General features: G+C 40.6%; 26 protein-coding genes. 16 read left to right on the top strand and 10 right to left on the bottom strand.

The genetic code is table 11. The features are described 5' to 3' along the window. Nucleotides 1–57 precede the first annotated feature (57 nt). The gene (locus BLL40_RS06730) at nt 58–717 is read left to right on the top strand and encodes a potassium channel family protein (protein ID WP_073711136.1); all 660 of its coding nucleotides are present in this window, start codon (nt 58–60) and stop codon (nt 715–717) included. A gap of 30 nt (nt 718–747) precedes the next feature. Here the strand turns inward: BLL40_RS06730 and BLL40_RS06725 are convergent, their stop codons facing one another. The 4 genes from BLL40_RS06725 to def all read right to left on the bottom strand — a co-directional run bounded on the left by BLL40_RS06725 (nt 748) and on the right by def (nt 4,096). After that, the gene (locus tag BLL40_RS06725; RefSeq protein ID WP_073711135.1) at nt 748–1,257 is read right to left on the bottom strand and encodes a C39 family peptidase; all 510 of its coding nucleotides are present in this window, start codon (nt 1,255–1,257) and stop codon (nt 748–750) included. Between the two features lie 59 nt (nt 1,258–1,316). Continuing rightward, nucleotides 1,317–2,984: a ribonuclease J1 gene (gene rnjA, locus BLL40_RS06720; RefSeq protein ID WP_073711134.1), complete on the bottom strand. Its 1,668-nt coding sequence runs from the start codon at nt 2,982–2,984 to the stop codon at nt 1,317–1,319. Between the two features lie 3 nt (nt 2,985–2,987). Then, nucleotides 2,988–3,197, bottom strand: coding sequence for a DNA-dependent RNA polymerase subunit epsilon (locus tag BLL40_RS06715; RefSeq protein WP_073711133.1), 210 nt, complete (start codon nt 3,195–3,197; stop codon nt 2,988–2,990). Nucleotides 3,198–3,541: 344 nt separating this feature from the next. Continuing rightward, entirely contained in the window at nt 3,542–4,096 is a 555-nt protein-coding gene (gene def, locus BLL40_RS06710; protein WP_073711132.1) for a peptide deformylase, read from the bottom strand. Between the two features lie 368 nt (nt 4,097–4,464). On the opposite strand from def, the gene pdhA reads away from it, so the two are divergent. The 5 genes from pdhA (at nt 4,465) to BLL40_RS06685 (ending at nt 9,715) form a co-directional block, all read left to right on the top strand. Continuing rightward, nucleotides 4,465–5,577 (top strand): pyruvate dehydrogenase (acetyl-transferring) E1 component subunit alpha, encoded by a 1,113-nt coding sequence (gene pdhA / locus BLL40_RS06705; RefSeq protein WP_173799902.1) that lies wholly within the window; start codon nt 4,465–4,467, stop codon nt 5,575–5,577. Between the two features lie 3 nt (nt 5,578–5,580). After that, nucleotides 5,581–6,558: an alpha-ketoacid dehydrogenase subunit beta gene (locus tag BLL40_RS06700; RefSeq protein ID WP_073711131.1), complete on the top strand. Its 978-nt coding sequence runs from the start codon at nt 5,581–5,583 to the stop codon at nt 6,556–6,558. 73 nt (nt 6,559–6,631) lie between these two features. Next, entirely contained in the window at nt 6,632–7,996 is a 1,365-nt protein-coding gene (locus BLL40_RS06695) for a dihydrolipoamide acetyltransferase family protein (RefSeq protein WP_073711130.1), read from the top strand. A 3-nt stretch (nt 7,997–7,999) separates the two neighbouring features. Beyond that, nucleotides 8,000–9,409, top strand: coding sequence for a dihydrolipoyl dehydrogenase (lpdA, locus tag BLL40_RS06690; RefSeq protein WP_073711129.1), 1,410 nt, complete (start codon nt 8,000–8,002; stop codon nt 9,407–9,409). 177 nt (nt 9,410–9,586) lie between these two features. Next, entirely contained in the window at nt 9,587–9,715 is a 129-nt protein-coding gene (locus BLL40_RS06685; protein WP_073711128.1) for a GapA-binding peptide SR1P, read from the top strand. A 47-nt stretch (nt 9,716–9,762) separates the two neighbouring features. Here the strand turns inward: BLL40_RS06685 and BLL40_RS06680 are convergent, their stop codons facing one another. Beyond that, nucleotides 9,763–11,232, bottom strand: a complete 1,470-nt coding sequence (locus BLL40_RS06680) for an aminotransferase class I/II-fold pyridoxal phosphate-dependent enzyme (RefSeq protein ID WP_073711127.1) — start codon at nt 11,230–11,232, stop codon at nt 9,763–9,765. A 151-nt stretch (nt 11,233–11,383) separates the two neighbouring features. Between BLL40_RS06680 and BLL40_RS06675 the strand changes: the two genes are divergently transcribed. Then, nucleotides 11,384–11,653 carry a UPF0223 family protein gene (locus BLL40_RS06675; RefSeq protein WP_073711126.1) on the top strand — a complete coding sequence of 90 codons (270 nt, stop codon included), beginning with the start codon at nt 11,384–11,386 and terminating at the stop codon, nt 11,651–11,653. A gap of 38 nt (nt 11,654–11,691) precedes the next feature. On the opposite strand, the gene BLL40_RS06670 is transcribed toward BLL40_RS06675, so the two are convergent. Continuing rightward, the gene (locus BLL40_RS06670; RefSeq protein ID WP_073711125.1) at nt 11,692–12,309 is read right to left on the bottom strand and encodes a YktB family protein; all 618 of its coding nucleotides are present in this window, start codon (nt 12,307–12,309) and stop codon (nt 11,692–11,694) included. Nucleotides 12,310–12,450: 141 nt separating this feature from the next. Here BLL40_RS06670 and BLL40_RS06665 point away from each other — a divergent pair, with 141 nt between their 5' ends. Then, nucleotides 12,451–13,239, top strand: a complete 789-nt coding sequence (locus BLL40_RS06665; RefSeq protein ID WP_073711124.1) for an inositol monophosphatase family protein — start codon at nt 12,451–12,453, stop codon at nt 13,237–13,239. Nucleotides 13,240–13,275: 36 nt separating this feature from the next. On the opposite strand, the gene BLL40_RS06660 is transcribed toward BLL40_RS06665, so the two are convergent. Continuing rightward, complete coding sequence (locus BLL40_RS06660; protein WP_073711123.1) at nt 13,276–13,461, bottom strand: YlaF family protein; 186 nt, start codon at nt 13,459–13,461, stop codon at nt 13,276–13,278. A 164-nt stretch (nt 13,462–13,625) separates the two neighbouring features. On the opposite strand from BLL40_RS06660, the gene typA reads away from it, so the two are divergent. Together typA and BLL40_RS06650 are read left to right on the top strand one after the other, a co-directional pair. After that, the gene (gene typA / locus BLL40_RS06655) at nt 13,626–15,449 is read left to right on the top strand and encodes a translational GTPase TypA (protein WP_073711122.1); all 1,824 of its coding nucleotides are present in this window, start codon (nt 13,626–13,628) and stop codon (nt 15,447–15,449) included. 27 nt (nt 15,450–15,476) lie between these two features. Further along, nucleotides 15,477–15,788, top strand: coding sequence for a YlaH-like family protein (locus tag BLL40_RS06650; RefSeq protein ID WP_073711121.1), 312 nt, complete (start codon nt 15,477–15,479; stop codon nt 15,786–15,788). Nucleotides 15,789–15,991: 203 nt separating this feature from the next. On the opposite strand, the gene BLL40_RS06645 is transcribed toward BLL40_RS06650, so the two are convergent. Then, complete coding sequence (locus tag BLL40_RS06645; RefSeq protein ID WP_073711120.1) at nt 15,992–16,195, bottom strand: YlaI family protein; 204 nt, start codon at nt 16,193–16,195, stop codon at nt 15,992–15,994. Between the two features lie 224 nt (nt 16,196–16,419). On the opposite strand from BLL40_RS06645, the gene BLL40_RS16780 reads away from it, so the two are divergent. Both BLL40_RS16780 and BLL40_RS06635 read left to right on the top strand, forming a co-directional pair. Next, complete coding sequence (locus BLL40_RS16780; RefSeq protein WP_083566373.1) at nt 16,420–16,608, top strand: PNPOx family protein; 189 nt, start codon at nt 16,420–16,422, stop codon at nt 16,606–16,608. A gap of 185 nt (nt 16,609–16,793) precedes the next feature. Beyond that, entirely contained in the window at nt 16,794–17,891 is a 1,098-nt protein-coding gene (locus BLL40_RS06635) for an HD-GYP domain-containing protein (RefSeq protein WP_342743115.1), read from the top strand. Nucleotides 17,892–17,920: 29 nt separating this feature from the next. On the opposite strand, the gene BLL40_RS06630 is transcribed toward BLL40_RS06635, so the two are convergent. Beyond that, nucleotides 17,921–18,421, bottom strand: a complete 501-nt coding sequence (locus tag BLL40_RS06630) for a hypothetical protein (RefSeq protein ID WP_073711118.1) — start codon at nt 18,419–18,421, stop codon at nt 17,921–17,923. A gap of 162 nt (nt 18,422–18,583) precedes the next feature. Here BLL40_RS06630 and BLL40_RS06625 point away from each other — a divergent pair, with 162 nt between their 5' ends. From BLL40_RS06625 to BLL40_RS06610, 4 genes are all read left to right on the top strand, one after another. Continuing rightward, nucleotides 18,584–18,865 carry an Fpa/YlaN family protein gene (locus BLL40_RS06625; protein WP_073711117.1) on the top strand — a complete coding sequence of 94 codons (282 nt, stop codon included), beginning with the start codon at nt 18,584–18,586 and terminating at the stop codon, nt 18,863–18,865. A gap of 88 nt (nt 18,866–18,953) precedes the next feature. Further along, nucleotides 18,954–20,105: an FtsW/RodA/SpoVE family cell cycle protein gene (locus tag BLL40_RS06620; protein ID WP_073711116.1), complete on the top strand. Its 1,152-nt coding sequence runs from the start codon at nt 18,954–18,956 to the stop codon at nt 20,103–20,105. A gap of 75 nt (nt 20,106–20,180) precedes the next feature. Continuing rightward, entirely contained in the window at nt 20,181–23,618 is a 3,438-nt protein-coding gene (gene pyc / locus BLL40_RS06615; protein ID WP_173799901.1) for a pyruvate carboxylase, read from the top strand. Between the two features lie 224 nt (nt 23,619–23,842). Beyond that, complete coding sequence (locus BLL40_RS06610) at nt 23,843–24,649, top strand: MOSC domain-containing protein (RefSeq protein ID WP_073711114.1); 807 nt, start codon at nt 23,843–23,845, stop codon at nt 24,647–24,649. Nucleotides 24,650–24,797: 148 nt separating this feature from the next. Here the strand turns inward: BLL40_RS06610 and BLL40_RS06605 are convergent, their stop codons facing one another. Continuing rightward, a complete protein-coding gene (locus BLL40_RS06605) occupies nt 24,798–25,703 on the bottom strand; it encodes a COX15/CtaA family protein (protein ID WP_073711113.1) in 906 nt (301 codons plus the stop codon). Nucleotides 25,704–25,987: the final 284 nt, after the last annotated feature.

Genomic DNA, 25,987 nt, shown 5'->3' with positions numbered 1-25,987 from the left:
CGTGGTAAACTTTCATAGCAAGATCCACTTATTAGCTTTGACAGCGGGGGAATGAATATGAAGAAAGAATTTGTCGTTATTGGTCTTGGCCGCTTTGGCAGCAGCATTTGCAGAGAGTTGAGTGAGCAGGGGATGGAAGTAATGGCGATTGATAGGGACGAAGGCCGAGTGAATGAATTCGCATCCATTGCGTCTCATGCCGTTGTCGCTGATACGACAGATGAATCCGTATTGAAAAGTCTTGGAATTCGTAACTTTGACCATGTGATTGTTGCAATTGGTGATGACATTCAATCAAGCATTTTAACGACGCTTATGTTAAAAGAAGTTGGCGTTAAAAAAGTAACAGCAAAAGCGCAGAATGATTACCATGAAAAAGTATTATTAAAAATTGGTGCCGATCAAGTCGTTCATCCAGAACGGGATATGGGACGGCGCATTGCAAATAATATTGTGTCAAATAATGTGCTTGATTATCTAGAGCTTTCCGATGAGCATTCCATTACAGAAATTATTGCAAATGAAGTTCTTGCAGGAAACACAATAATCGATCTCGATATTCGTGCCCGTTATGGAATTAACATTGTTGCTATTAAGCGGGGAAAAGAAATTATCGTGTCACCACAGGCCGATGCACCGATCATGGTGAATGATATTTTAATTATTATCGGCGCGGATAAAGACATTGCCCGTTTTGAGAAAAAAATGAATGATTAAATAAAAAACCTCACTTTAAAGTGGGGTTTTTTATGAATCAAGCGGTGCAATCAAGACGAAGCGGAGTATGGAAGCCTGCTCGCTGTATAGCATGCTTCTTCGTTTACTTTCTCGATTAGGAGCTCCGTTGTCTTGAAAGAATAAAATGATTTCGCCATTTTTTATTTCATAGCCGATGATGACAATCCAATGATACGCATACATCGATTTTGAAAAAAAGCGAAGTGTAAAATATTTATCGAATTTTGCTGCGACAGGGTGACCTTTTTGTAGTTCATCTATTACTTCATTAATTTGATTCGACCTTTTTACAAGCCAGTCTGAGCCAAGAAGACGGCGAAGCTTATAAACCATCATAAAACGAGACAGGCCGATCGATGTCGTGGAAAGTGATGTATACAATTCGTTCACGTGAAGCGGATAAGTCCCGTTAAACCAGTAATTTAATATAACTGAAACAGTGACCGGTCCGCATGCTGAAGATCTGAACTTCGGGTTTATATCCTCATCGTACTGCGATTTTCCTTTCACGGGAATCATGCATGATACCTCCAATCAAAAAGAGCTTTCCAAAGTAAATGGAAAGCTCTTTTTTTATGTTACACTTCCATAATGATTGGTAAAATCATTGGACGGCGTTTCGTTCTTTCGTAAAGAAACGGTGAAAGCGTATCGGTAATTTCATTTTTAATGTCGGACCATTGAGTTGTGTTACTAATGAGCAATTGTTTAATATGACGGTTTAAAACCGATTGTGCTTCGTAGATTAAATCCCCAGATTCACGCATGTACACGAATCCACGTGAAATAATATCAGGACCGGCTTCAATTCTATTTGTTGTTTTATTAATGCTCACAACGACGATCACAAGGCCTTCTTCGGACAAAATGCGGCGGTCACGTAAAACGATGTTGCCGATATCACCAATGCCGCTTCCATCAATGTAAACAGAGCCGGATTGGATACGACCGGCAACGTGTGCTTCCTCTTTTGAAAGGGCAAGTACATCTCCATTATCCATAATAAAGCAGTTTTCTTTTGGTACACCGCAGTCGATCGCATGCTGGCAGTGTGTTTTTTGCATCCGGTATTCACCGTGAATAGGCATAAAAAACTTGGGTTTAATAAGACTAAGCATTAATTTCTGCTCTTCTTGACTTCCATGGCCAGATGTATGGATGTTATTAAGAGGTCCGTGGATGACATCTGCGCCGGCACGTGACAATGAATTAATAATTCTATTTACACTCACCGTGTTCCCTGGAATGGGAGAGGATGAGAAGACAACCGTATCTTTTGGCTGAATTTGAATCTGGCGATGGGAACCATTTGCGATACGGGAAAGAGCTGCCATAGGCTCTCCCTGGCTGCCTGTACAAAGAATCGTGACTTTGTTGGCAGGTAATTTATTCAATTGGTGTGTATCGACAAATGTGTCTTTAGGACAGCGAATGTATCCTAACTGTTGACCGAGAGTAATCGCATTGTCCATACTTCGTCCAAATACACCGACTTTTCGTCCGTCTTCAACCGCTGCTTCGACTACTTGCTGCAATCGATGAATATTTGATGCGAACGTTGCGAAAATAAGCCGACCCTCTACTTTACGGAAGATGTTACGGATACTTTCACCGACTTTTCGTTCTGACATTGTAAAGTTAGGCACTTCACTGTTCGTGCTATCAGAGAGAAGACATAGCACGCCTTCTTTGCCAATCTCAGCCATTCGCGTTAAGTTTGCAGGTTCACCGACTGGCGTAAAATCAAATTTAAAATCACCTGTGTGAACGATGCTTCCTTGAGGTGTTTTAACGACAACACCATATGAATCCGGAATGCTGTGTGTTGTTCGGAAAAAAGAAACAGACGTTTTCCGGAATTTAATCACATCATCTTCCACGACTTCATGAAGGCGGGTACGGCGCAGAAGTCCATGCTCGTCTAGCTTATTGCGAAGCAGACCGAGAGCGAGTTTTCCGCCATACACAGGTACATTGACAACACGCAGCAAGTAAGGGATACCACCAATATGGTCTTCATGACCATGTGTGACGAACAACCCTTTAATTTTATCTGCATTTTTTTCTAAGTATGAATAGTCTGGAATCACATAATCGATTCCAAGTAATTCATCTTCTGGAAATTTTATTCCGGCATCAATTAAAATAATTTCGTCCTGAAATTGGACAGCGTACGTATTTTTACCGATTTCACCCAAACCGCCGAGGGCAAAAACAGCTGTTTGATCATTTTTTACGAATTTCATGTTTTACAGCTGCTCCACTTTATAGTTTGGCGACTGCTTCTCATATTCGAGGTGAGATTCGTTTACCAATTGAACAAATTCGATATTATATGGGCGGTTTTTTAATGCGTGACGAACGGTGCGTTCTGAATCCGCTTCTGCGTATAACGATTTCGTATTTTCGCGAACGGGTACCTCTGAATAGTCTTCTTGATAGTACACTTTGTAAATCATGAGCTTCTCTCCTTTTTCCGAAGTAATATATACAAATCGCATATAAGCGATTCTTCTCAGGATGTTAATGTTTTTTAATTATATAGAAAAAAGATGTTTTTATACAAAATGAACATCTTCGGTCTCTTACACAAAGACAGCCCTTCGTTTCGGAAGGGCTTAACCATTCAATGTTATGCGATTGTTTTTCTTCTGAGCATATCTTTCCACTGTTTTACAAGCTTTTTTTTAAGCTTTTTTAACATTGTGGATCACTCCTTAAAGCCATTTTATCATACACATGGCTTTATGCAAAGAAAAATGGGTATGCGTAGTATGCGTTGTAATAATAATGTTTATACATATTATCGTTCAATAGGGTGCGCATTATCTTCTACACGGAATGGGTCATTTTGATCAATATAGTCGTAAAATAAGACACCGTTCAAATGGTCAATTTCATGCTGAATACAGATGGCGGGTAGTCCTTTTAAACGAAATTTAACTTCATCGCCAGCAAGTGTCGTTCCTTTGATGGTGACGCGTGCATAGCGATGAACGTATCCTGGTACGTCGCGGTCAACCGACAAGCATCCTTCTCCACTCGTTAAAAATGCTTTTTCTACTGAGTGGCTGACAATTTTAGGGTTGAAAAGGGCATAACTTATTAGTACGCCTTTTTCATCTTTTACATGAATGGCAATCATTCGTTTTGATACGCCAATTTGCGGCGCTGCAAGGCCGATGCCGGGGCGTAATCCATATTTTTCTGCGATATCTGGGTTCTGGCTGTTTTGCACATACTCTATTAAAGAAGCAAGTATTTCTATCTCTTCCGGTGAAGCAGGGAGTATCACGTCGCTCGCTTTTTCGCGCAGGATAGGTTCTCCTTCACGCACAATATCATTCATATTAATCATTTGTATACCTTCCTTTTTTCCGATTGGTGTACTTATCTTATCAAAAAGTGTGCAAAATGTTAATGCCGCATATTGTATGTTTTGAAAAGGAAAGAAAGGGAAAATAGAGAAGGGTAGGTTAGAAAAATGTAATGTATAACAGATGTTAAAAGCGCTTTCTTTTTATAACACAGTTTTAGTTTGTGAACTAATACAGTCTTTATTTTTTAAGGGATATACAAGAGGAATATTTAAAATTGACGTATTAAACATGATGATATAAACTATTGATCATAGCTTTATGTTGTATCAGTATATTTATAAAAAAAACTGATACAGGAAATTATAAAAAAGTCGTGTAACCAATAATGAAAGGATAGGTGTTGATCATGAGTGCAAAGAAAACTGCTCAGCTCAATCCACAACAAATACTTGAATCCATTGAAAATCAAATTGACATGATCCAAGTTTTAAATGAAGAAGGAAAAATTGTAAATGAAGAGGCTATGCCGAAGATGGCGGATGAAGAGCTTCAAGAGTTAATGACGCGTATGGTATATACACGTGTTCTGGATCAGCGTTCTATTTCGCTTAATCGTCAAGGTCGATTAGGTTTCTATGCCCCGACTGCTGGGCAGGAAGCGTCACAAATCGCCTCTCATTACGCGCTTGAAAAAGAAGACTGGATTTTACCAGGCTACCGTGATGTACCACAAATCGTTTGGCATGGACTTCCGCTTTGGAAGGCGTTTTTATTTTCACGTGGACATTTCGTCGGAAACCAGGCACCTGAAGGCGTAAATGTATTGTCACCGCAAATTATTATTGGTGCACAGTATGTTCAAAATGCAGGTGTGGCACTTGGGTTGAAAAAACGTGGCAAAAAAGCAGTTGCTGTAACGTATACAGGTGATGGCGGTTCTTCACAAGGGGATTTCTATGAAGGAATTAACTTTGCAGGAGCATTCAATGCACCGGCGATTTTTATCGTGCAAAACAACCAATTTGCGATCTCAACACCGCGTGAAAAGCAAACCGCAGCGAAAACGATCGCTCAAAAAGGAATTGCTGCAGGTATCCCATTTGTTCTTGTTGATGGCATGGATCCACTTGCTGTATATACAGTCGTAAAAGAAGCTCGCGAGCGTGCAATCAATGGCGGCGGTCCGACATTGATTGAAACAATGTGTTACCGTTATGGCCCGCATACAATGGCTGGTGACGATCCGACACGCTACCGTACTTCTGACCTTGATACGGAATGGGAGAAAAAAGATCCGCTTGTTCGTTTCCGTAAATATCTTGAAGAAAAAGGCTTATGGAACGAAGAGAAAGAAACAGAAGTAATCGAACGTGCAAAAGAAGAAATTAAAGATGCGATTAAAAAAGCAGATGAAACACCAAAACAAAAAGTAACAGATTTGATGGCAAACATGTATGATGAAATGCCAGCTAATCTGCAAGAACAATATGAAATTTATACTGCAAAGGAGTCGAAGTAAGCCATGGCACAAATGACAATGATTCAAGCGATTACTGATGCCTTGCGCACAGAATTAAAAAACGACGAAAATGTACTTGTCTTCGGTGAAGATGTAGGCGTTAACGGAGGGGTATTTCGCGCGACAGAAGGTCTTCAAAAAGAATTTGGAGAAGAACGCGTATTTGATACACCGCTTGCGGAATCAGGAATCGGTGGTCTAGCTGTCGGTCTTGCTCTTGAAGGATTTCGTCCTGTACCAGAAATTCAATTTTTCGGTTTCGTATTTGAAGTAATGGATTCAGTAAGTGGGCAGCTTGCGCGTATGCGCTACCGCTCTGGCGGTGTTTATTCGGCTCCTGTAACAATCCGATCACCTTTTGGTGGCGGCGTTCATACACCTGAACTTCATGCGGATAGCTTAGAAGGTTTAATGGCACAGCAACCAGGATTAAAAGTCGTTATTCCTTCCTCCCCGTACGATGCAAAAGGACTTTTAATTTCTGCAATCCGCGACAATGACCCGGTTATTTTTCTTGAACACATGAAATTGTACCGTTCGTTCCGTGAAGACGTGCCAGAAGAAGAATACATAATTCCTCTTGGCAAAGCGGCTGTGAAACGCGAAGGTTCTGATTTGTCGATCATTACATATGGTGCAATGGTTCATGAATCATTGAAGGCAGCTGAAGCACTTGAAAAAGAAGGTCATTCTGTTGAAGTCATTGATCTTCGTACGATTCAACCGCTAGATATCGAAACAATTATTGCGTCTGTTGAAAAAACAGGTCGTGCAATTGTCGTTCAAGAAGCACAGAAGCAGGCAGGTATTGCAGCAAATGTTGTCGCTGAAATTAATGAGCGTGCGATCTTGAGTCTTGAAGCGCCTGTTCTTCGGGTTGCTGCACCAGATACAGTCTTCCCATTTTCACAAGCGGAGACTGTATGGCTGCCCAACTATAAAGATATCATTGAAACAGCAAAAAAAGTACTTGAATTTTAATGAATAGATCACAATTAGAAACGGGGGCCACGTGCCTCCTATTCTAAAATGACAATATAGGAGGATGAATACATTGGCATTTGAATTTAAACTACCGGATATCGGTGAAGGAATTCATGAAGGCGAAATCGTCAAATGGTTCGTAAAGCCAGGCGATAAAGTACAGGAAGATGACGTACTTTGCGAAGTTCAAAATGATAAAGCGGTGGTTGAAATTCCGTCACCTGTCGCTGGAACAGTAGAAGATATACTTGTTGATGAAGGCGCAACGGCAATCGTTGGCGATACATTGATTAAACTTGACGCACCGGGTTATGAAGACTTGAAGTTTAAAGGCAGCGATGAAGAAGGGGTTGCTGAAACAGAAGAACAAGTTCAATCAACAGCTGAAGCAGGTCAAAATGTAGATAAAGTACCTGCTGAAGAAACAAAACAAGCATTGGCTGAAACGACAGATGCAGACAGCCATCCACACGTCGACACGTCAGAAGTGAATCCGGATCGCCGGATTATTGCTATGCCATCTGTACGTAAATATGCGCGTGAAAAAGAGATCAATATTGCACTTGTATCAGGTAGCGGTAAAAATGGCCGTATTGTAAAAGAAGATATCGATCAATTCCTTCAAAAAGGTCCAGAAGCAGCTGAACAACCAGCACAGAAACAGGAAGAAACGAAAGAAGCGGCAGCAAATGAATCAAAACCAGCTGCGGCGACGGCCATTCCTGAAGGCGAATTCCCTGAAACGCGCGAAAAAATGAGCGGCATCCGCAAAGCAATCGCCAAAGCGATGGTTAACTCCAAACAGACTGCACCACACGTTACATTAATGGATGAAATTGAAGTGACAGAATTGTGGGCTCACCGTAAAAAGTTCAAAGAAGTGGCGGCGGAAAAAGGAGTGAAATTAACATTCCTTCCATACGTTGTGAAAGCTTTGACAAGCGCGCTTCGTGAATATCCTGCTTTGAACACATCCATTGATGATGCGACAAGCGAAATCGTTCATAAGCATTACTACAACATCGGGATTGCAGCAGACACAGATAAAGGATTGATGGTACCAGTCGTGAAAAACGCAGACCGTAAGTCAATGTTCACGATTTCGAATGAAATTAATGAACTAGCTGTAAAAGCACGTGACGGTAAACTTGCACCAGCAGAAATGAAAGGTGCATCTTGCACAATTACCAATATCGGGTCAGCTGGAGGCCAGTGGTTTACACCGGTTATTAACCATCCGGAAGTAGCAATATTAGGAATTGGACGAATTGCTGAGAAAGCAATTGTGAAAAATAGTGAAATTATAGCAGCACCTGTGTTAGCATTGTCATTGAGCTTTGATCATCGGATGATTGATGGAGCGACAGCACAACATGCATTGAATCATATTAAGCGGTTGTTAAACGACCCAGAACTTTTACTAATGGAGGCGTAATAAATGGTAGTAGGAGATTTCCCAATTGAAACAGACACGATAGTTATTGGTTCAGGTCCTGGTGGATATGTAGCTGCAATTCGTGCAGCACAGCTTGGTCAAAAAGTGACCATCGTTGAAAAGGAAAACCTTGGAGGGGTTTGTTTAAACGTAGGCTGTATCCCATCAAAAGCTCTTTTAACTGCAGGTCATCGTTTTGAACAGGCAAAACATTCAGATGATATCGGTATTATCGCTGAAAATGTGACAGTGAATTTTGAAAAAGTCCAAAAGTGGAAAGGCAGCGTTGTTAAGAAATTAACAGGCGGTGTTGAAGGCTTGCTGAAAGGGAACAAAGTAGAAATTGTACGCGGTGAAGCTTACTTTAATGATTCAAATACACTTCGCGTGATGACGGAAGATTCTGCTCAAACGTACACATTTAAAAACGCGATCATTGCAACAGGATCAAGACCAATTGAAATTCCGAATTTCAAATTTTCAAAACGTGTTCTTGACTCAACAGGTGCTCTTGCACTTCAAGAAATTCCGAAAAAATTGATCGTTATTGGCGGCGGCTATATCGGGTCAGAATTGTCGACAGCATTTGCCAATTTCGGTTCTGAAGTAACGATACTTGAAGGTACTCCGGAAATTTTAGGTGGTTTTGAAAAGCAGATGTCCGCTCTTGTCAAACGTAGTATGAAGAAAAAAGGTGTGACAATTGTAACGAAAGCGATGGCGAAATCATCGGAAGAAACAGAAAATGGCGTAAAAGTAACATATGAAGCAGGCGGTAAAGAAGAAACTATTGAAGCTGATTATGTGCTTGTCACAGTAGGGCGCCGTCCGAACACGGATGAGCTAGGTCTTGAAGGTGCCGGTATTAAAATGACAGACCGTGGTGTAATTGAGGTAGATAAACAGTGCCGTACAAGCGTTGAAAATATTTTCGCAATCGGTGATATTATTGCGGGACCCCCACTTGCCCACAAAGCATCTTACGAAGGTAAAATTGCAGCGGAAGCAATCAGTGGTGAAAAATCAGAAATCGATTACATTGGGATTCCAGCTGTCTGCTTTACAGAACCTGAGTTGGCAACAGTCGGCTATACAGAAACCCAAGCGAAAGAAGAAAACATTGATGTAACCGCGGCTAAGTTTCCATTTGCAGCAAATGGACGTGCGCTTGCGCTTAACAGTACAGATGGTTTTGTTAAAATTGTATCACGCAAAGAAGATGGCCTTGTAATCGGTGCTCAAATTGCTGGTACAGGTGCATCAGACATGGTATCTGAGCTTGGTCTTGCCATTGAAGCAGGTATGACACTTGAAGATATTGCGATGACTATACATGCACATCCAACACTCGCTGAAATGACGGCGGAAGCGGCAGAAGTTGCGCTTGGAACACCTATTCATATCGTAAAATAATAGAATAACGAGCCTGCATCCCCCTATTTACCATACACAGTAAATAGGGGGATTTTTGTCCCATTATTAATTATGTTATACAATTTGTGCTTGCAATCTCAAATGTGTTATATTATTATGTATTTAAGAAGCATAAAGCGTTTTCAAAATAAATAAAACAATGGGAGGTAATAGAAAATGGGAACAATCATCTGTACAAACTGCCTGAAAACAATTGAGTATTTTGAAGAAAATAGGGTGACAGTTCTTTACTCTCACTGTGGGTGCGATTGTGAAAAAGAAACAGACATAGAAAACGATAATTAATATATACAAAAAGAGCTGGCCCGATTAACAGGCCAGCTCTTTTTTTGTTAATAAATAGGTTTGCGTTCTCTAATAACACGTAATGTTTTTAATTCTTCATCTTCAGGACCTTGTACAGGAAGACCTGCAGCCACGTTTTCGTGCACATAGCGCAAATTTTCTTCAGTAATAATTTCGCCAGGAATAAAAATAGGGATACCTGGCGGATAGACCATCATAAATTCTGCTATAATCCGACCGGCTGACTCTTCAAGTGGGACTGTTTCTGTCTCGGCATAAAAAGCTTCACGAGGCGACAAAGCAAGAAGAGGAATATCTGGCAGCATAACGTGTGCATATCGAGATTGGACAGTGTCGCTGAATGTATCAGCCATTTCCGTTAATGCTTTGACGAGCAGCGAACATTCTGCTTCTGTATCCCCAGGAGTTATTAGGCACAAAATATTATATAAATCGCTTAATTCTACTTCAATGTTGTAATGTTCACGAAGCCATTTTTCAGCATCATGTCCACTAATGCCAAGGTTTTTCACTGAAATAATCAGTTTAGTTGGATCGTAGTCATATGTCGCTTTTGAACCGAGTATTTCAGAACCTACACAATAAAAATGATCGATTTTGTTAATTTTTTCACGTGTTTTTTCAGCAAGTTTAATGGCTTCTCCGATAATCGTCGTTCCATTTATGGCTAAATGTTTTCGTGCAGTATCGAGTGATGCGAGAAGAATGTATGACGTCGATGTCGTCGTTAACATGCTAAGAATAGACTGCACACGATTGACGGATACGAGTCCTTCACGAACGTTTAAAATAGAACTCTGGGTCATTGATCCACCTAGCTTATGAACGCTTGTCGCAGCTATGTCGGCCCCTGCCTGCATGGCTGACATAGGCAGGTCGTCGTGAAAGTGAATATGGACGCCGTGTGCTTCGTCAACAAGCACGGGTATGGAATAGGAATGTGCTATCTCGACAATCTGCTTCAAATCCCCGGCAATGCCGAAATAAGTTGGGTTAATAACGAGTACACCTTTTGCATCAGGGTGCTCTGTTAATGCGCGATTGACTGATTCTGTTGTCATTCCATGTGAAATCCCGAGGTCTTTATCAATTTCCGGATGGATAAAAATCGGTACAGCGCCTGAAAAAACAATCGCCGTCATAATCGATTTATGAACATTGCGCGGGACGATAATTTTTTCTCCGGGACCGCATACAGACATGATCATCGTCATAATTGCTCCGCTCGTTCCTTGTACGGAGAAAAATGTGTGATCAGCGCCAAATGCTTCTGCAGCAAGATGCTGTGCTTCTTTAATAATTCCATGCGGCTGATGCAGATCATCAAGCGGTGCAATGTTAATTAAATCGATTGATAAGGCATTTTCACCAATGAACTCTCTGAAGACAGGATCCATCCCTTTTCCTTTTTTATGGCCTGGTATATGAAACTGAACCGGGTTCTTCTTTGCATGCTGGAGAAGCCCGTCAAATAATGGTGTATTATGTTGTGACAACGCATTATCCACCTCTTTCTAAATAATTCAAAACATAAAGCATTATAGCACTTTGGAAGGTCGTTGCAAAGAAAAAACTGCATGCTTTTCATACAGAAAAACAAAGGATATACGGAAGGAGAAACGAATAAAATAAAGTGAGGTGAGAGCATTGGAATATTCGTATCCATTTAGGACGGATTGGTCAACAGAAGAAGTCATTGACGTCGTTTCTTTTTTTGAAGCGGTGGAGAATGTATATGAGAGAGGAATGGATCGGGAAGAGTTTATGGGCCGCTATCGTCGGTTTAAAGCTATTGTTCCAGGCAAAGCAGATGAAAAGCGAATTTGCGATGAATTTGAAGAGGTGAGCAAGTATTCCGCCTATCGTGCTGTTCAAAAGATGAGGCAGGCACATGAAAATGCGCATGTTCGTATGTAAAGAAGCCCGCATCGCCCACGAGCGATGCGGGCTTGCTTTTATTTATACGACAGTTTATACAATGGAATAAGCGTTTCAAACGTTTCTTTCGCCAGTTTGTAAAATGCTGTATCGTCTTTTAAAACGGGGTCCTTTGATGCAATGTGCCGGCCGATTAATAATTCAGCTTTCTTTACGTCGTGAAAACGTTCAAGGGCTTCCGTTAAATTGATTTCTGCCAATGAAACAGCGTCCTTTTTTAAATGATCTAACGAAATGACATAATTATATGGAATGGTTTTTTTGATCATGTCCATGTTGTTCAAAAATGTTTTCGCGATGGCTGTTTTTTGAGGAAGTTCATAAATAAACGCTAACCAAATAAAAACATGATCGTCAAATAAGCCAATTTGAAAATGCGGGTGTTGTTTGTACCCACGTTTGTTGCCTGCGATCGCTAGCCACGTATCGTTAGGCGGATTCACTTTACGACGCGCATGCCTGGCAATATGTAAAAACATTTCCTGACCAAGCAGTGCTGAAAGATCATCTGTGAGTTCATCACCGACTTTTTTGAATTTCGGTTGAATTTGTTCTTGAATAGCAGTCATTCTCTCTTGAAGTCCTTCAATCTTAAACACTTGAAAATCTTCCTTTGTGAAAAACGGTGTTGTCATGTGAAACTCCTTTCAACTTTTCTATAATTATACATAGTACCACAGTGCTTTTGAATGGAAAAACTTGATAACCTTTATAAATTAGTTTAATGTGAAAATAAACTGAATTGGAATTCAGAGTGGAGCCAGGGGGGATAAAATATGACAAATTGGGCAGAAATAGATGGAGAGGTAAAGCGCTGGATTCAAGAAGCAGGAGCGTTAATTAGAGAATCCTTCCATCATTCACTGAGTATTCAGTCGAAGTCGAATCCAAATGATTTAGTCACAAATATGGATAAAGAAACAGAACGATTTTTTATTGAAAATATTCGTACGAACTATCCTGCTCATGCTATTTTAGGTGAGGAAGGTCAAGGGGATCATGTTCAGTCACTTAATGGTATCATTTGGATTATCGATCCGATTGACGGAACGATGAATTTTGTCCATCAGCAGCGCAACTTCGCTATTTCAATTGGTATTTATGAAAATGGAAAAGGCATGCTTGGATATATATACGATATTGTGCATGATGAGTTGTATCATGCGAGGCATGGGGAAGGCGCGTGGATGAATGATGTGCCGCTTGAAAAGTTGAAACCTGTGCCTGTAAAAAAAGCCATGATCGGTATCAGTTCAACTTGGCTAATTAATAACCGCCATTTCGATCAAAACAAATTGATTGCATTGGCCAATGAAGTGCGTGGAACCCGCTCATACGGTTCGGCGGCACTTGAGCTGGCGTATGTAGCTTCAGGACGGTTGAGTGCCTATATAACGATGAGAAACGCACCGTGGGATTTTGCAGGTGGCAAAATAATTGTGGAAGAAGCAGGTGGTGTTGTGAGCAAACTGGACGGGTCCGATGTCAACATGCTGACAATCAATCCGCTCCTCGCTTCTGCACCGGGGCTGCATGAACAAATAGTAACCGGCTATTTAAAATAAAAGTCGGAAAGACAGTAATTTGTCTTTCCGACTTTTTTATAGTTTGCCTAAGCGGCGCAATTTTGCTTTGTATGAAAAACCAAAACCCATGACACCAATAAGAATCAAAATCGAAAGAACGGCACCAATCCAGCTATGTTCACCGATTGCGACGCCTGTGCCAATCATGCAAGCAGCGGCAAGAACAGCAAAACCAAGAAACGGCCATTGTATGTTAGACACTATGCTAAGCCTCCTTTTCTTTTCTTTATTGTAGTATAAGTCATTCTTTTTTTGCAACGATCATTTTTTTTCAAATAGGCATCTTGTAAAGTGTGTGATATAATAACGCAGTTAATGGAAACTGTAGTTGAAGAAGTTTCTAGAAAAGAGCAGGAGGAAATAGTTTGAAAACAAGAAACGATTTACGTAACATCGCGATTATTGCCCATGTTGACCACGGAAAAACGACACTCGTCGATCAGCTATTAAAGCAGTCCGGTATTTTTCGTTCAAATGAACATGTGGAAGAGCGTGCGATGGATTCAAATGACATTGAACGGGAGCGCGGCATTACGATTTTGGCGAAAAATACTGCGATTCAATATAAAGACACAAAAATCAACATTCTCGATACACCAGGACATGCGGATTTCGGCGGTGAAGTAGAACGGATCATGAAAATGGTTGATGGTGTTCTCTTAGTTGTTGATGCGTATGAAGGATGTATGCCGCAGACCCGTTTCGTGTTGAAAAAAGCGTTGGAGCAAAATTTGCGTCCGATCGTCGTTGTCAATAAAATTGACCGTGATTTTGCCCGCCCAGCGGAAGTAGTCGATGAAGTAATCGAATTGTTCATTGAGCTTGATGCGAATGACGAGCAACTTGAATTTCCAGTTATATATGCTTCCGGTATTAATGGCACAGCAAGCAAAACACCAGATAAGCAAGATGAAAACATGGAAGCTCTTTACGAGGCAATTATTGAACACATTCCAGCACCAATTGATAATAGTGATGAGCCGCTTCAATTCCAGGTAGCTCTTCTTGATTACAGCGATTATTTAGGCCGTATTGGGATTGGCCGTATTTTCCGTGGTGAAATGGAAGTAGGTCAATCTGTTGCTCTTATGAAACTGGATGGGAAGGTAAAACAATTCCGTGTTACAAAAATGTTCGGTTTCCTCGGGTTGAAACGAATTGAAATTGAAAAAGCAAAAGCAGGCGACTTGGTTGCAGTATCAGGAATGGAAGATATTAACGTAGGTGAGACGGTAACACCGACAGAGCACCAGGAAGCACTTCCAGTTCTCCGTATTGACGAGCCGACACTTCAAATGAATTTCATAGTGAACAACAGTCCGTTTGCAGGACGCGAAGGAAAATTTGTTACGTCTAGAAAAATTGAAGAACGTTTGCATGCGCAATTAGAAACGGATGTCAGTCTGCGTGTTGAAAATACATCGTCACCTGATGAATGGATCGTATCGGGCCGCGGCGAACTTCATTTGTCGATCTTAATCGAGAACATGCGCCGTGAAGGGTTCGAACTTCAAGTATCAAAACCTCAAGTAATTGTTCGTGAAATTGATGGTGTGAAATGCGAACCGGTAGAACGTGTTCAAATTGACGTGCCAGAAGAATACACTGGTTCAATTATCGAATCATTCGGTACACGTAAAGGCGAAATGCTAGATATGGTGAACAATGGAAATGGTCAAGTGCGCTTAATTTTCATGGTGCCGGCACGCGGTTTGATTGGATACACAACTGAATTCTTAACAATGACACGCGGTTATGGGATTATTAACCACACATTTGATTCTTATCAGCCAATGCAAAAAGGCCGGATCGGTGGACGTCGCCAAGGTGTCCTCGTTTCCCAGGAAACAGGAAAAGCTTCAACTTATGGTATCATGGGTGTTGAAGACCGTGGAATTATCTTTGTTGAAGCAGGAACGGAGATTTATGCAGGCATGATCGTCGGCGAACATACACGTGATAATGACTTGACGGTTAACATTGCGAAAACAAAGCAGGCGACAAACGTCCGTTCAGCAAATAAAGACCAAACAGCAACGATGAAAAAACCTCGTATTATGTCGCTTGAAGAAGCACTTGAGTATTTAAATGATGATGAGTATTGTGAATTAACACCAGAATCCATTCGTCTTCGTAAAAAAATACTTGATAAGAGTGAACGCGAGCGTGCAGCAAAAAAGAAAGTATAATAAGTAAATAAGCAGGAGGAGATAGGTGTGGAAGGACTTGAACACGTCAGTCCGCTTCTAGGAGCAATCATTGAGGCGTTCGGTGTTAAAGCAGCTGTCTACATTTATTGGGGTATATTAGTTGCCCTTTCCATTCTCGTTTACAATCTCGGGTTTGCGAAAAAATTAAAAATGTGGCAGAACGTCATTATTTATATTTCACTTGCCGTTGGTTCGTTGCTTCTTTTAATACTGTCATATCAATTGCCAGTTGTCGAAAGCCTGATTGTTGCGGCACTGATCTTAGGTACGTATAAATTTAGGCTTAAAAAGCATCAAAAAGAAGAAAATACAACATAACGAATAAAGCGGAAGGCGTTTAAGCCTTCCGCTTATATTTTTTTGTTGTTATAAAAGCTCAATATGAGCGCATATAAGATCTTGAGATATGTCTTAGTATCGAGTAGAGATAAGTAGACACAGGGGCAGCAGCCTTTACAGCATTAACGGATAGAGAAAATACAAATAAAGACGGGACAAGGTGGCCGCTTATGAAGTATATTTTATGGAAGCCATTCTTTTTGTTTGCCTGATCGGTAGACAAAAAACTGACCCGTGTTGACTCGCTTTGTCGTATTCTCAGTGATACGCATCCGACAATCATCACACATGTATGTATGAATAGGACGGTTTCGCAGTTTTTTTGCAGCAGGAAGACTATCTTCAATCGTTTCAATTTTATCGCAAATAATGCATTTTACTCGCATGACACACCCCCATACTATTTTTTTATAGTATAACATGAATAAAGGCAGATTACTTTTCTATAGAAAAGGAATATCTTTCCCGTTATAATGGAATAAAAAGCTAAAGGAGGGGGTATTTTTGGCTAGCCGAAGTGAGGGATACTTACTCTTGGATTTATTTGGAGCGTTGCAGAAGGAACGATTTGCACTGTTTTCAACGGTAAATGCGGATAGGTGCCCCATTCATGAATACAGTTTCCTTGATCTTTTTGCCAGACGAAAAAACGATTCGAATTGCTATCGATAGCTGGTCAAAGATGATTGAAAATATTGATAAAAAATCATATGTATCTGTTGCAATTTTTGTAGCCGAAACGAATTATACTATCAGTGGAAAAGCTGGTGTTGCAGTAGAACGTATATTGAAATCATAGTTACAGAAGTGCCGAATGTCATGTTTTACGGTTCGCAAATTGTAAAAGAGCCCGTTTTTGAGAAAATGTATGATAGATAAACTGCTCTTAAGCTAGACCGTTAAGTCATGAGTTCGTTGAAAAGAGAAATTTTCAGTTAACGAGAATGGGTGTTGACTACGTAAGGAGACGGGAGCAAGTTGAGATTGGTCGCTGTATCATCTATAAAGGAAGACGTAAAACTAGCGAAAAATGTGTTTAATAACAAAGGGAACGTTTTGTTGAAAACGGGGGCCACTTTGACGACATCCATTCTTAACAGGCTGCAGATGTTAGGTATTACGTATGTGTATATTGAAGATGGGCGTACGGATGATATTTGGATCCAGCCTGTTTTAACAGAAGAAACGCGTCGTGAAGCGATACAGGTTATGACAGAAGCTTTTGGCCAAGTACAACAGGATCTTGCAACAGAATCTATTCGATTTTCATTCCATAAAATAGAAAAAAAATTTTATTCTGTTGTCCGTGATATAATCGCTCAAATCCGCGATAGGAGAGAAGCGATCGATTTGCTTACGCACCTGTATGTACATGATGATTATGTGTTTAGTCATTCGCTTAACGTAACGATTTATACGCTGGCGTTAAGCATGAAGATGAAGAATCTCACCGCGAAGCAGACGGAGGAAATTGGAATAGGTGCTATGCTTCATGATGTCGGCAAAATGATCATCCCTTCCCACATATTAAAAAAACCTTCTAGATTGACAGAAGAAGAATTTGAACTTGTCAAAAAACATACGGAATATGGCTTTGAGCTATTGCGTAAAGAATCCAGTTTGCCGCTTACATCGGCCCATTGTGCATGGCAGCATCATGAACGGCTTAATGGTACAGGTTACCCAAGAGGATTAAAAGGAAATGAAATTCATGTTTACGGTAAAATGATCGGTGTTGCAGACGTATATGATGCTGTTACATCAAATCGTGTGTACAGAAGGGCGATGCTCCCGCATGAAGGAATGGAAATATTGTATGCAGGGTCAGGATCACAGTTTGAAAAAGACTATGTTGAAATGTTTCGCCGGGCCATCGTTATGTATCCGACAGGATTGACGGTCTGGTTGAACGATGGACGAAAAGGAGTGGTCTCCAGGCAAAATGAGTATATAAGTGATCGTCCCTTGCTGTTGATTCTAGAGGAAAACGGAACAGACGTTCAGGATCCATATGAAGTCGATATGACTGCAGATCAAACGCTGTTTATTACTGAAACAGATACAACATTATCTGGAAATTGAAAAAACCTTCCGTACATTAGAAAGGTTTTTCAGTCTAGGCGGATGGCCGTCACGTGCGTAATCGGTTGATCGAGATTTGAGCCATCTTTTAATAAAATATGGACAGGCCCATCTTCGAGAAATGGTTTTCCTTTATTTGAAAAAGCCATAATGAGTGAATCAGCATTTTCAATGGAAAAAGAATGATCGCCATTTTTCGTTTCGATTACAAGCCAGGATGCATCGTCAGCAGGCTCTGCATTGTTTAAAAATGGCGACAGCGGTACACCAAATGAGCCATTAAGCACTTTTTCTTTTTCATATTTTTTTTCTGATTTAATTGTTGGAGGGAGGATGGCGCCTTCACGAATTTCTTTTTCCCAGAATTTTGATACCGTTTTCGTATATTCTTCATTCGGATCTACTTCCGGTTGATTTGGTTCTGCGAAATAAGAATCAAGGTCGATCCGGCGGTCATCAAAAATCCATACACTCGGATCAAGCGTGATGGGAAACGCGACTTTCCCTTTAAACGGAATAATTTTCTCCATGAATAAGTCTCCTTTAATTTTGCTATGTACAAATGTAAGTATACAGTGAATTTTTCTGATTGTCAGTGTACGTATTAAAATTCCTTGCAAATTGCCAGAATTAACGATAAAATCTTTAATTATATAAGTAATTTCAATCTTGGGACAGGGGGGGAGTTTAATATGGCATCTAATTTAAAAATAGATCATCGGGAAAAAGCCTACTCTCTGTTGCAGGAGGATGCGGAAAAGATTTTGCGTCTCATCAAAGTTCAAATGGATAACTTGACGATGCCGCAATGTCCTCTTTATGAAGAAGTGCTAGACACTCGAATGTTCGGTTTATCCCGTGAAATAGATTTTGCGATACGTCTTGGACTAGTGGATGAAGCGGACGGTAAAAAGCTTATCGATTCGCTTGAGCAGGAACTGTCCGCTCTACATGAAGCATCTATTAATCGGTAAACAGACAAAAAACTCAAACGGAAGTTTGAGTTTTTTTACACTTAAAATGAGTACCGCTTTTTGGTAAGCGCACGAATGGAAGGTTTATATGTGGAAAAGAATGTTAAAATCGTATGATTACTCGCTTATTGCCGCCTTTCTGATTCTTTGTTTATTTGGATTAATGATGATCTACAGTGCAAGCTCTGTTATTGCTGTTCAAAAATATGAAGTAGCAAGTGGCTTTTTTTATGACAAGCAAAAGCTTCATGTTATTATCGCATTTTTAGCTTTTAGTGTAATGGCGATTTTTCCATATAAAAAGCTGAAAGCGAAGCGGTTTGTGTTTTTGATTACGCTTGGCATGTTTACAACCCTCATTTTTCTTTTCCTATTCGGAAGTGCTACGAATAATGCACAAAGCTGGTTTCAGATCGGTGCGCGTTCTATTCAACCATCCGAGTTTTCAAAGCTTGTTATTATTATTTACATGGCAGCTGCGTTTTCTAAAAAACAAAAAAATATTAATTCATTGAACGACAGCATTGCACCGCCGGTTATTTTGCTGCTGCTTTTCGTCTTCTTAGTTGCAATTGAACCGGATTTCGGAACAGCATTCATTATTCTGTTAATCGGGTTGACAATTTTGCTGTCATCCGGTATAAAAATGAAAAAGCTTGCAAAATTTGCACTGCTTCTAGCCATACTCGGTGTGATCCTATCACCGCTCTTTATATGGCAAAAAGAGAATATTTTTACAGAAGAAAAAATGAGCCGTCTGACAAGCTACCTTGATCCATTTAGATACGAAGAAGACGCGGGCTATCATCTCGTCAATTCGTACATTGCTATTGGCTCTGGCGGACTAACCGGTCGGGGGCTGGGCCAAAGTGTTCAAAAACTTGGCTATTTACCAGAACCGCACACAGATTTCATCATGTCAGTCATTGCTGAAGAGCTTGGCGTGCTTGGTGTGATCATTACAATAGGTGGACTAGCCTTTATCATACTAAGGGGGTTTATCACATCTATTAAGTGCAGTGATCCTTTTGGTGCTATGCTTGCAGTTGGCATCTCATCTATGATTGGGATTCAGTCGTTTATTAATTTGGGCGGTATATCAGGCGTAATTCCGATTACAGGTGTACCACTTCCATTTATTAGTTACGGCGGTTCATCACTCATTTTGCTTTCGATATCAATGGGCATTTTAGTGAACATCTCTATGTATGCGAAATATGAAAAAAATTACAAATCATAACATTAAAATAAAAAGGTTCAATTTGCTGAACCTTTTTATATATACATTATCATTATATCAAGGGGAGAGATGAAGATGACAAAAATCAGCAAAGTGCTGGTGGCGAACAGGGGAGAAATCGCAATTCGTGTTTTCCGAGCCTGCACCGAATTACATATCCGTACGGTTGCTATCTATTCAAAGGAGGATTCCGGTTCATATCATCGTTATAAAGCAGACGAAGCATACATTGTCGGGGAAGGAAAAAAGCCAATTGATGCATATCTTGACATTGAAGGCATCATAGAAATTGCTAAGCAGGCAGATGTTGATGCTATTCATCCTGGATATGGTTTTTTATCTGAAAATATCGAATTCGCAAAACGTTGCGAAGAAGAAGGACTTATCTTTATCGGGCCGAAATCAAGCCATCTGGATATGTTTGGAGATAAAGTAAAAGCGCGTACCCAGGCAATCAATGCGGATATTCCAGTAATCCCGGGTACAGACGGCCCAGTTAACAGCCTTGAAGAAGTTGTGGAGTTTGGTAAACAGCACGGATTTCCGATTATTATTAAAGCATCGCTTGGCGGCGGCGGCCGCGGTATGAGGATTGTACAAAATGTTGAAGAAGTACGTGAATCATACGATCGTGCGAAATCCGAAGCGAAAGCAGCGTTCGGAAACGATGAAGTGTATGTGGAAAAATTTGTTCAAAATCCAAAGCATATTGAAGTCCAAATTATCGGTGACCACGAAGGCAATGTCGTTCATCTATATGAACGAGACTGCTCTGTACAGCGCCGTCATCAAAAAGTTGTCGAAGTTGCACCAGCTGTATCGATTTCAGAAGATTTGCGTGACCGTATTTGTGAAGCAGCTGTTAAGTTAATGAAAAAAGTAAACTATTTAAATGCCGGAACGGTTGAGTTTTTAACAGCAGGGGACGACTTCTACTTTATTGAAGTGAACCCGCGTATTCAGGTAGAACATACAATTACCGAATTGATCACGGGTATTGATATCGTTCAAACACAAATTTTAGTTGCAGAAGGTCATTCTATGCATAGTGCGAAAGTGGCCATTCCAGTGCAGGAAAACATTCGTACAATGGGTTATGCCATTCAGTCACGTGTTACGACGGAAGATCCGGAAAATGATTTTATGCCAGATACAGGCCGTATTATGGCGTATCGTTCGGGCGGCGGATTCGGTGTGCGTTTAGATGCGGGGAATAGTTTCCAAGGTGCTGTTATTACACCATATTATGATTCTTTACTTGTAAAAGTGTCCACATTTGCGATGACATTTGAACAAGCAGCATCAAAAATGATGCGCAATTTGCAGGAATTTCGTATTCGAGGCATCAAAACCAATATTCCATTCCTTGAAAACGTCATGCGCCATGAAGATTTCATTGCGGGCAATTACGATACGTCATTTATTGACACAACCCCGGAACTTTTTAATTTTCCTAAAAAGAAAGACCGTGCAACAAAAATGCTTAACTACATTGGAACAGTCACAATTAACGGTGTCCCTGGTGTAGAACAGAAGAAAAAACCAGTCTTTGAAACACCACGCATTCCAAAAGTGAAGCTGTCTGAAAAACCAGCAAGCGGCACGAAACAAATTTTGGATGAGCAAGGGGCAGAAGGTCTTGTCAATTGGGTAAAAGAACAGAATAAAGTATTGCTTACTGATACGACATTCCGTGATGCCCATCAATCGCTTCTCGCTACACGTGTACGGACCAATGATTTAATGCATATTGCACCGGCAACGGCGCGTTTACTTCCCGAATTATTCTCAATGGAAATGTGGGGCGGAGCGACATTTGATGTAGCTTATCGTTTCTTGAAAGAAGATCCATGGAAACGCCTTGAGATACTTCGCAAGCAAGTGCCGAATGTATTGTTTCAGATGCTTCTTCGTTCAGCGAATGCGGTCGGTTACAAAAACTATTCAGATAACGTCATTCGTGAATTCATTCAGCAGTCAGCAGAATCTGGCGTCGATGTTTTCCGTATATTTGACAGTTTAAACTGGGTAAAAGGAATGGAAGTCGCCATTGATTCTGTTCGCCAGTCGGGCAAAATTGCCGAAGCAGCCATTTGCTATACAGGTGATATTGATGATCCATCCCGTGCAAAATACAACGTCGAATATTATAAACAAATGGCGAAAGAACTAGAGGCACAGGGTGCTCATATTCTTGCCATTAAAGATATGGCAGGCTTATTAAAACCACAAGCTGCTTACCGTCTTATTTCTGAATTAAAAGCAACAATTAATATTCCGATTCATCTTCATACACATGATACGAGCGGAAACGGCATTTACATGTATACGAAAGCGATTGAAGCCGGTGTTGATATTGTGGATACGGCACTCAGCTCAATGGCTGGTTTAACATCACAGCCAAGTGCAAATACACTTCGCTATGCGCTTGAAGGAACAGATCGTGCACCTTCTGTTAGCACCGATGCGCTTGAAAAATTGTCTTCTTATTGGGAAGATGTACGTAAATACTATGCGCCATTTGAAAGCGGCATGCTCGCACCTCATACAGAAGTTTATGAGCACGAAATGCCAGGAGGTCAGTATAGTAATCTTCAGCAGCAAGCAAAAGGAGTCGGTCTTGGCGAGCGTTGGGATGAAGTGAAAGACATGTACCGCCGTGTGAACTTAATGTTCGGTGATATTGTTAAAGTAACGCCATCTTCTAAGGTTGTTGGTGATATGGCATTATTCATGGTACAGAATGATTTGACTGAAGAAGAAGTCTTGCTCAGAGGTGACAAAATCGACTTCCCGGACTCGGTGATAGAGCTGTTTGAAGGTTATCTTGGCCAGCCGGTCGGCGGATTTCCTGAGGCGCTTCAAAACGTTATTCTGAAAGGAAAGGCTCCAATTACAGTGCGTCCTGGCGAACTGCTTGCAGACGTTGATTTTGAAGCGTTACGTGAAGAACTAAAGAAAGAAATCGACGAAGATCCAACAGACCATGAAGTCATTGCGTATGCATTGTACCCTAAAGTATTTACGGATTACACAAAAGTCGTTGCTCAATTCGGCGATATTTCGGTTTTGGATACGCCTACATACCTTTATGGGATGCGTCTAGGTGAAGAAAAAGAAATCGAAATCGAAACGGGTAAAACGCTGATTGTGAAATTGATCTCAATTGGCCACCCACAGGCAGATGGAACACGTATTGTTAACTTTGAACTAAATGGGCAGCCGCGTGATGTAGTCATTAAAGATGAAAGCATTAAATCAGTTGTCAATGCAAAAGTAAAAGCAGACCCGAAAAATGAAGGTCATATCGGTGCGACGATGCCAGGTACGGTGATTAAAGTCATCCTTGAAAAAGGTGATAAGGTAAAACGCGGGGATCATTTGATGATCACGGAAGCGATGAAAATGGAAACGACAGTGCAGTCACCGTTTGACGGAACAGTAAAAGCGGTTTACGTCCAAAGCGGCGAAGCGATCGCTACTGGTGATTTACTTGTTGAGCTTGAAAAATAAATAAATGAAACTGGCCCCAAATAACGGAATCTTGAAAATTCCTTATTTGGGGATTTTTTTGGTCAAAGCTCATTTATAATCGATTTGATGCCTCTAGAGACAATAATCTATACAAAAGTAGATATTTTTTGAATATTTTGATTAATACCGACAAATATATGATGGAAGGGTTATAATTGAATTTGAAGAATAAAATGTAAAACTTTATAAAGGAGCAAAATTTCATGGAAAATCCAAAAGTAGTCGCAGTCTGGCGTTATCCTGTAAAGTCAATGATGGGAGAAGAAATGAATGCATGCTATGTGACATTAAACGGGTTGCTAGGAGACCGTGCATACGCTTTGATGGATATGTCAACGGGAAAGCTTGCTAACGCGAAAAATCCACGGAAGTGGCCAAACATGTTTGATTATCGCGCTTCATTTGTTGAGCCTCCTACTAATTCTAACTCTGTTTGGGACGTTCGGATCACCTTTCCCGACGGTTCGACGGGGGTGAGTACTGAAAAAAAGCTAAATGATCGACTTTCAGAGAATTTGAATCGTCCTGTTCATCTCGTCACACCAACATCTAACGAAGTACAATTTGAAGAGTATATCCCAGATATGGACGAATTGAATAACCGTAATTCAGTCATTAGCTGTGCATCTCCACAAGGCACTTTTTTTGATGCAGCGATGGTTCATTTGCTCACTACAGCTACCATTGATCACATGCGAAAATTGAATCCAGAAAGTAGGATTGAAGCACGACGCTTCCGTCCGAATCTTGTTGTCGAAGTACCTGATGGAGAAGGCTTTATTGAAAATGAGTGGGTGGGCAAGACTCTTCGTATCGGGAAAGAGGTACGTCTGCAAATTGAACAGCCAACAGTACGTTGTGTCATGACAACCTTGCCTCAAGGTGATCTGCCCAAAGATACAAGTGTCCTGAGAACGGCCGTAAAACAAAATAATGGTGCGATTGGTGTCTACGCTAAAGTCCTTCAAGGTGGTTATATTCAGCGTGGAGATACGATTGAGTTTGAATAGGCCGTCCGATGGCGAAAAAGGAAAAAGTATGTTCATTAATAGGTGAAGACAAACATATCTTTTTGAATTTTACATCATTCCAAATACAAATAAAATGAGCCTTCGGAATCGCTTCCAAGGCTCGTTTTATGTTTACGTAATCCGTTTGTTACTGCCTGTTTATATTGCTTCTTGAAATGAGTAATATAAAGTAGCAGAGAAGGCCGAATAAACAAGAGATAAATAAAGCATGCGCAAGTGCTACATATAAATTTAAATTTGTCCAAATAATAAACGCGCCAGCAATTACCTGTAATAACACGAGACCGAATGCGATAAGCCAACCCCAATATAGCACGCGCTGCTGTTTATAATGTTTAATGGCAATGTAGGTAATGTAAGCGATCCAAATAAAAATTAGCCCTGCCGCAGCTCGGTGGCCCATTTGAATCCATTGATACATATTCGATGGAAGAACAGAATTATTTCCGCAAAGTGGCCAAGAACCGCAAACCATGCTTGCCTCTGTGTGGCGTACGAGTGCCCCTGTATAAACAACCATATAGCTATAAAGGGTTACACCAATTGTATGCCATTTCATTCGATTATCAATCACGATGTTTGATGCATCAAAGCGCTTGTCTACTTCAAAAATAAGCAATGTTAATAAAAGAACGGAGGCAAAAGAAATGAGTGAGATACCGAAATGAAGCGCCAGAACAAAATCGTTTTGTCCCCATAATACAGCAGCCGCCCCGATTAATGCCTGTGCCATTAAAAAGAAAAAGGAAATTAACGCTAAAAATTTCGTTTCCCGTTTATGTCCAATTACACGCCATGAGCCGATTGAAAGACTCAGAACAAGCAACCCAGCTGCTCCTGAGGCAGCTCGATGAGAAAGTTCGATAAATGTTTCCATCGTAATGTCTTCCGGAATAATCTGTCCGTGGCAAAGCGGCCATTCATTTCCGCAACCAAGTCCGGAATCTGTTTTTGTTACAAGTGCGCCGCCGATCAGCACGACTAACATGACGAATGTTGTCAGCACGCCGAGCCATTTAAGCCAACTCTGCAATAGATTCACCTTCTTCTGTATATGAACGTATCCGTACATGATCATACAGAGAAAGACGCAATTCTGCAACTAGCCTCTGCAATCATTAATATTATCTTATAAAAATGAAACAATGAAAACAGAACGCATTGACGAGTCACAAATTCGACAAAATTAGTTCATCATCTGTTCACATAAAACAGAACGGATATGATGTAATATGGAATAGAACATGTATTGTTTGGAAATGTTTTTAAATAGTGTAGAAAAGTGCGGCTGTATCCTTTATAGTAGGGGAAGAAGCT

Origin of the sequence: Domibacillus mangrovi, from assembly GCF_001906925.1 — a bacterium.
GTDB classification, from domain to species: Bacteria; Bacillota; Bacilli; order Bacillales; family Domibacillaceae; genus Domibacillus; species Domibacillus mangrovi.
This window is presented reverse-complemented; position numbering and strand designations above follow the sequence as displayed.

What these genes read in the sequence shown, in the direction of transcription:
- BLL40_RS06665 (WP_073711124.1), top strand. Translation starts at nt 12,451, where the DNA reads ATGACAAATTGGGCAGAAATAGATGGAGAGGTAAAGCGCTGGATTCAA.
- BLL40_RS06645 (WP_073711120.1), bottom strand. Translation starts at nt 16,195, where the DNA reads ATGCGAGTAAAATGCATTATTTGCGATAAAATTGAAACGATTGAAGAT.
- BLL40_RS06715 (WP_073711133.1), bottom strand. Translation starts at nt 3,197, where the DNA reads ATGATTTACAAAGTGTACTATCAAGAAGACTATTCAGAGGTACCCGTT.
- BLL40_RS06700 (WP_073711131.1), top strand. Translation starts at nt 5,581, where the DNA reads ATGGCACAAATGACAATGATTCAAGCGATTACTGATGCCTTGCGCACA.
- BLL40_RS06730 (WP_073711136.1), top strand. Translation starts at nt 58, where the DNA reads ATGAAGAAAGAATTTGTCGTTATTGGTCTTGGCCGCTTTGGCAGCAGC.
- pyc (WP_173799901.1), top strand. Translation starts at nt 20,181, where the DNA reads ATGACAAAAATCAGCAAAGTGCTGGTGGCGAACAGGGGAGAAATCGCA.
- BLL40_RS06670 (WP_073711125.1), bottom strand. Translation starts at nt 12,309, where the DNA reads ATGACAACACCGTTTTTCACAAAGGAAGATTTTCAAGTGTTTAAGATT.
- rnjA (WP_073711134.1), bottom strand. Translation starts at nt 2,984, where the DNA reads ATGAAATTCGTAAAAAATGATCAAACAGCTGTTTTTGCCCTCGGCGGT.
- BLL40_RS06625 (WP_073711117.1), top strand. Translation starts at nt 18,584, where the DNA reads ATGGCATCTAATTTAAAAATAGATCATCGGGAAAAAGCCTACTCTCTG.
- def (WP_073711132.1), bottom strand. Translation starts at nt 4,096, where the DNA reads ATGATTAATATGAATGATATTGTGCGTGAAGGAGAACCTATCCTGCGC.
- BLL40_RS06685 (WP_073711128.1), top strand. Translation starts at nt 9,587, where the DNA reads ATGGGAACAATCATCTGTACAAACTGCCTGAAAACAATTGAGTATTTT.
- BLL40_RS06725 (WP_073711135.1), bottom strand. Translation starts at nt 1,257, where the DNA reads ATGATTCCCGTGAAAGGAAAATCGCAGTACGATGAGGATATAAACCCG.
- lpdA (WP_073711129.1), top strand. Translation starts at nt 8,000, where the DNA reads ATGGTAGTAGGAGATTTCCCAATTGAAACAGACACGATAGTTATTGGT.
- BLL40_RS16780 (WP_083566373.1), top strand. Translation starts at nt 16,420, where the DNA reads ATGAATACAGTTTCCTTGATCTTTTTGCCAGACGAAAAAACGATTCGA.
- BLL40_RS06610 (WP_073711114.1), top strand. Translation starts at nt 23,843, where the DNA reads ATGGAAAATCCAAAAGTAGTCGCAGTCTGGCGTTATCCTGTAAAGTCA.
- pdhA (WP_173799902.1), top strand. Translation starts at nt 4,465, where the DNA reads ATGAGTGCAAAGAAAACTGCTCAGCTCAATCCACAACAAATACTTGAA.
- BLL40_RS06630 (WP_073711118.1), bottom strand. Translation starts at nt 18,421, where the DNA reads ATGGAGAAAATTATTCCGTTTAAAGGGAAAGTCGCGTTTCCCATCACG.
- BLL40_RS06620 (WP_073711116.1), top strand. Translation starts at nt 18,954, where the DNA reads ATGTGGAAAAGAATGTTAAAATCGTATGATTACTCGCTTATTGCCGCC.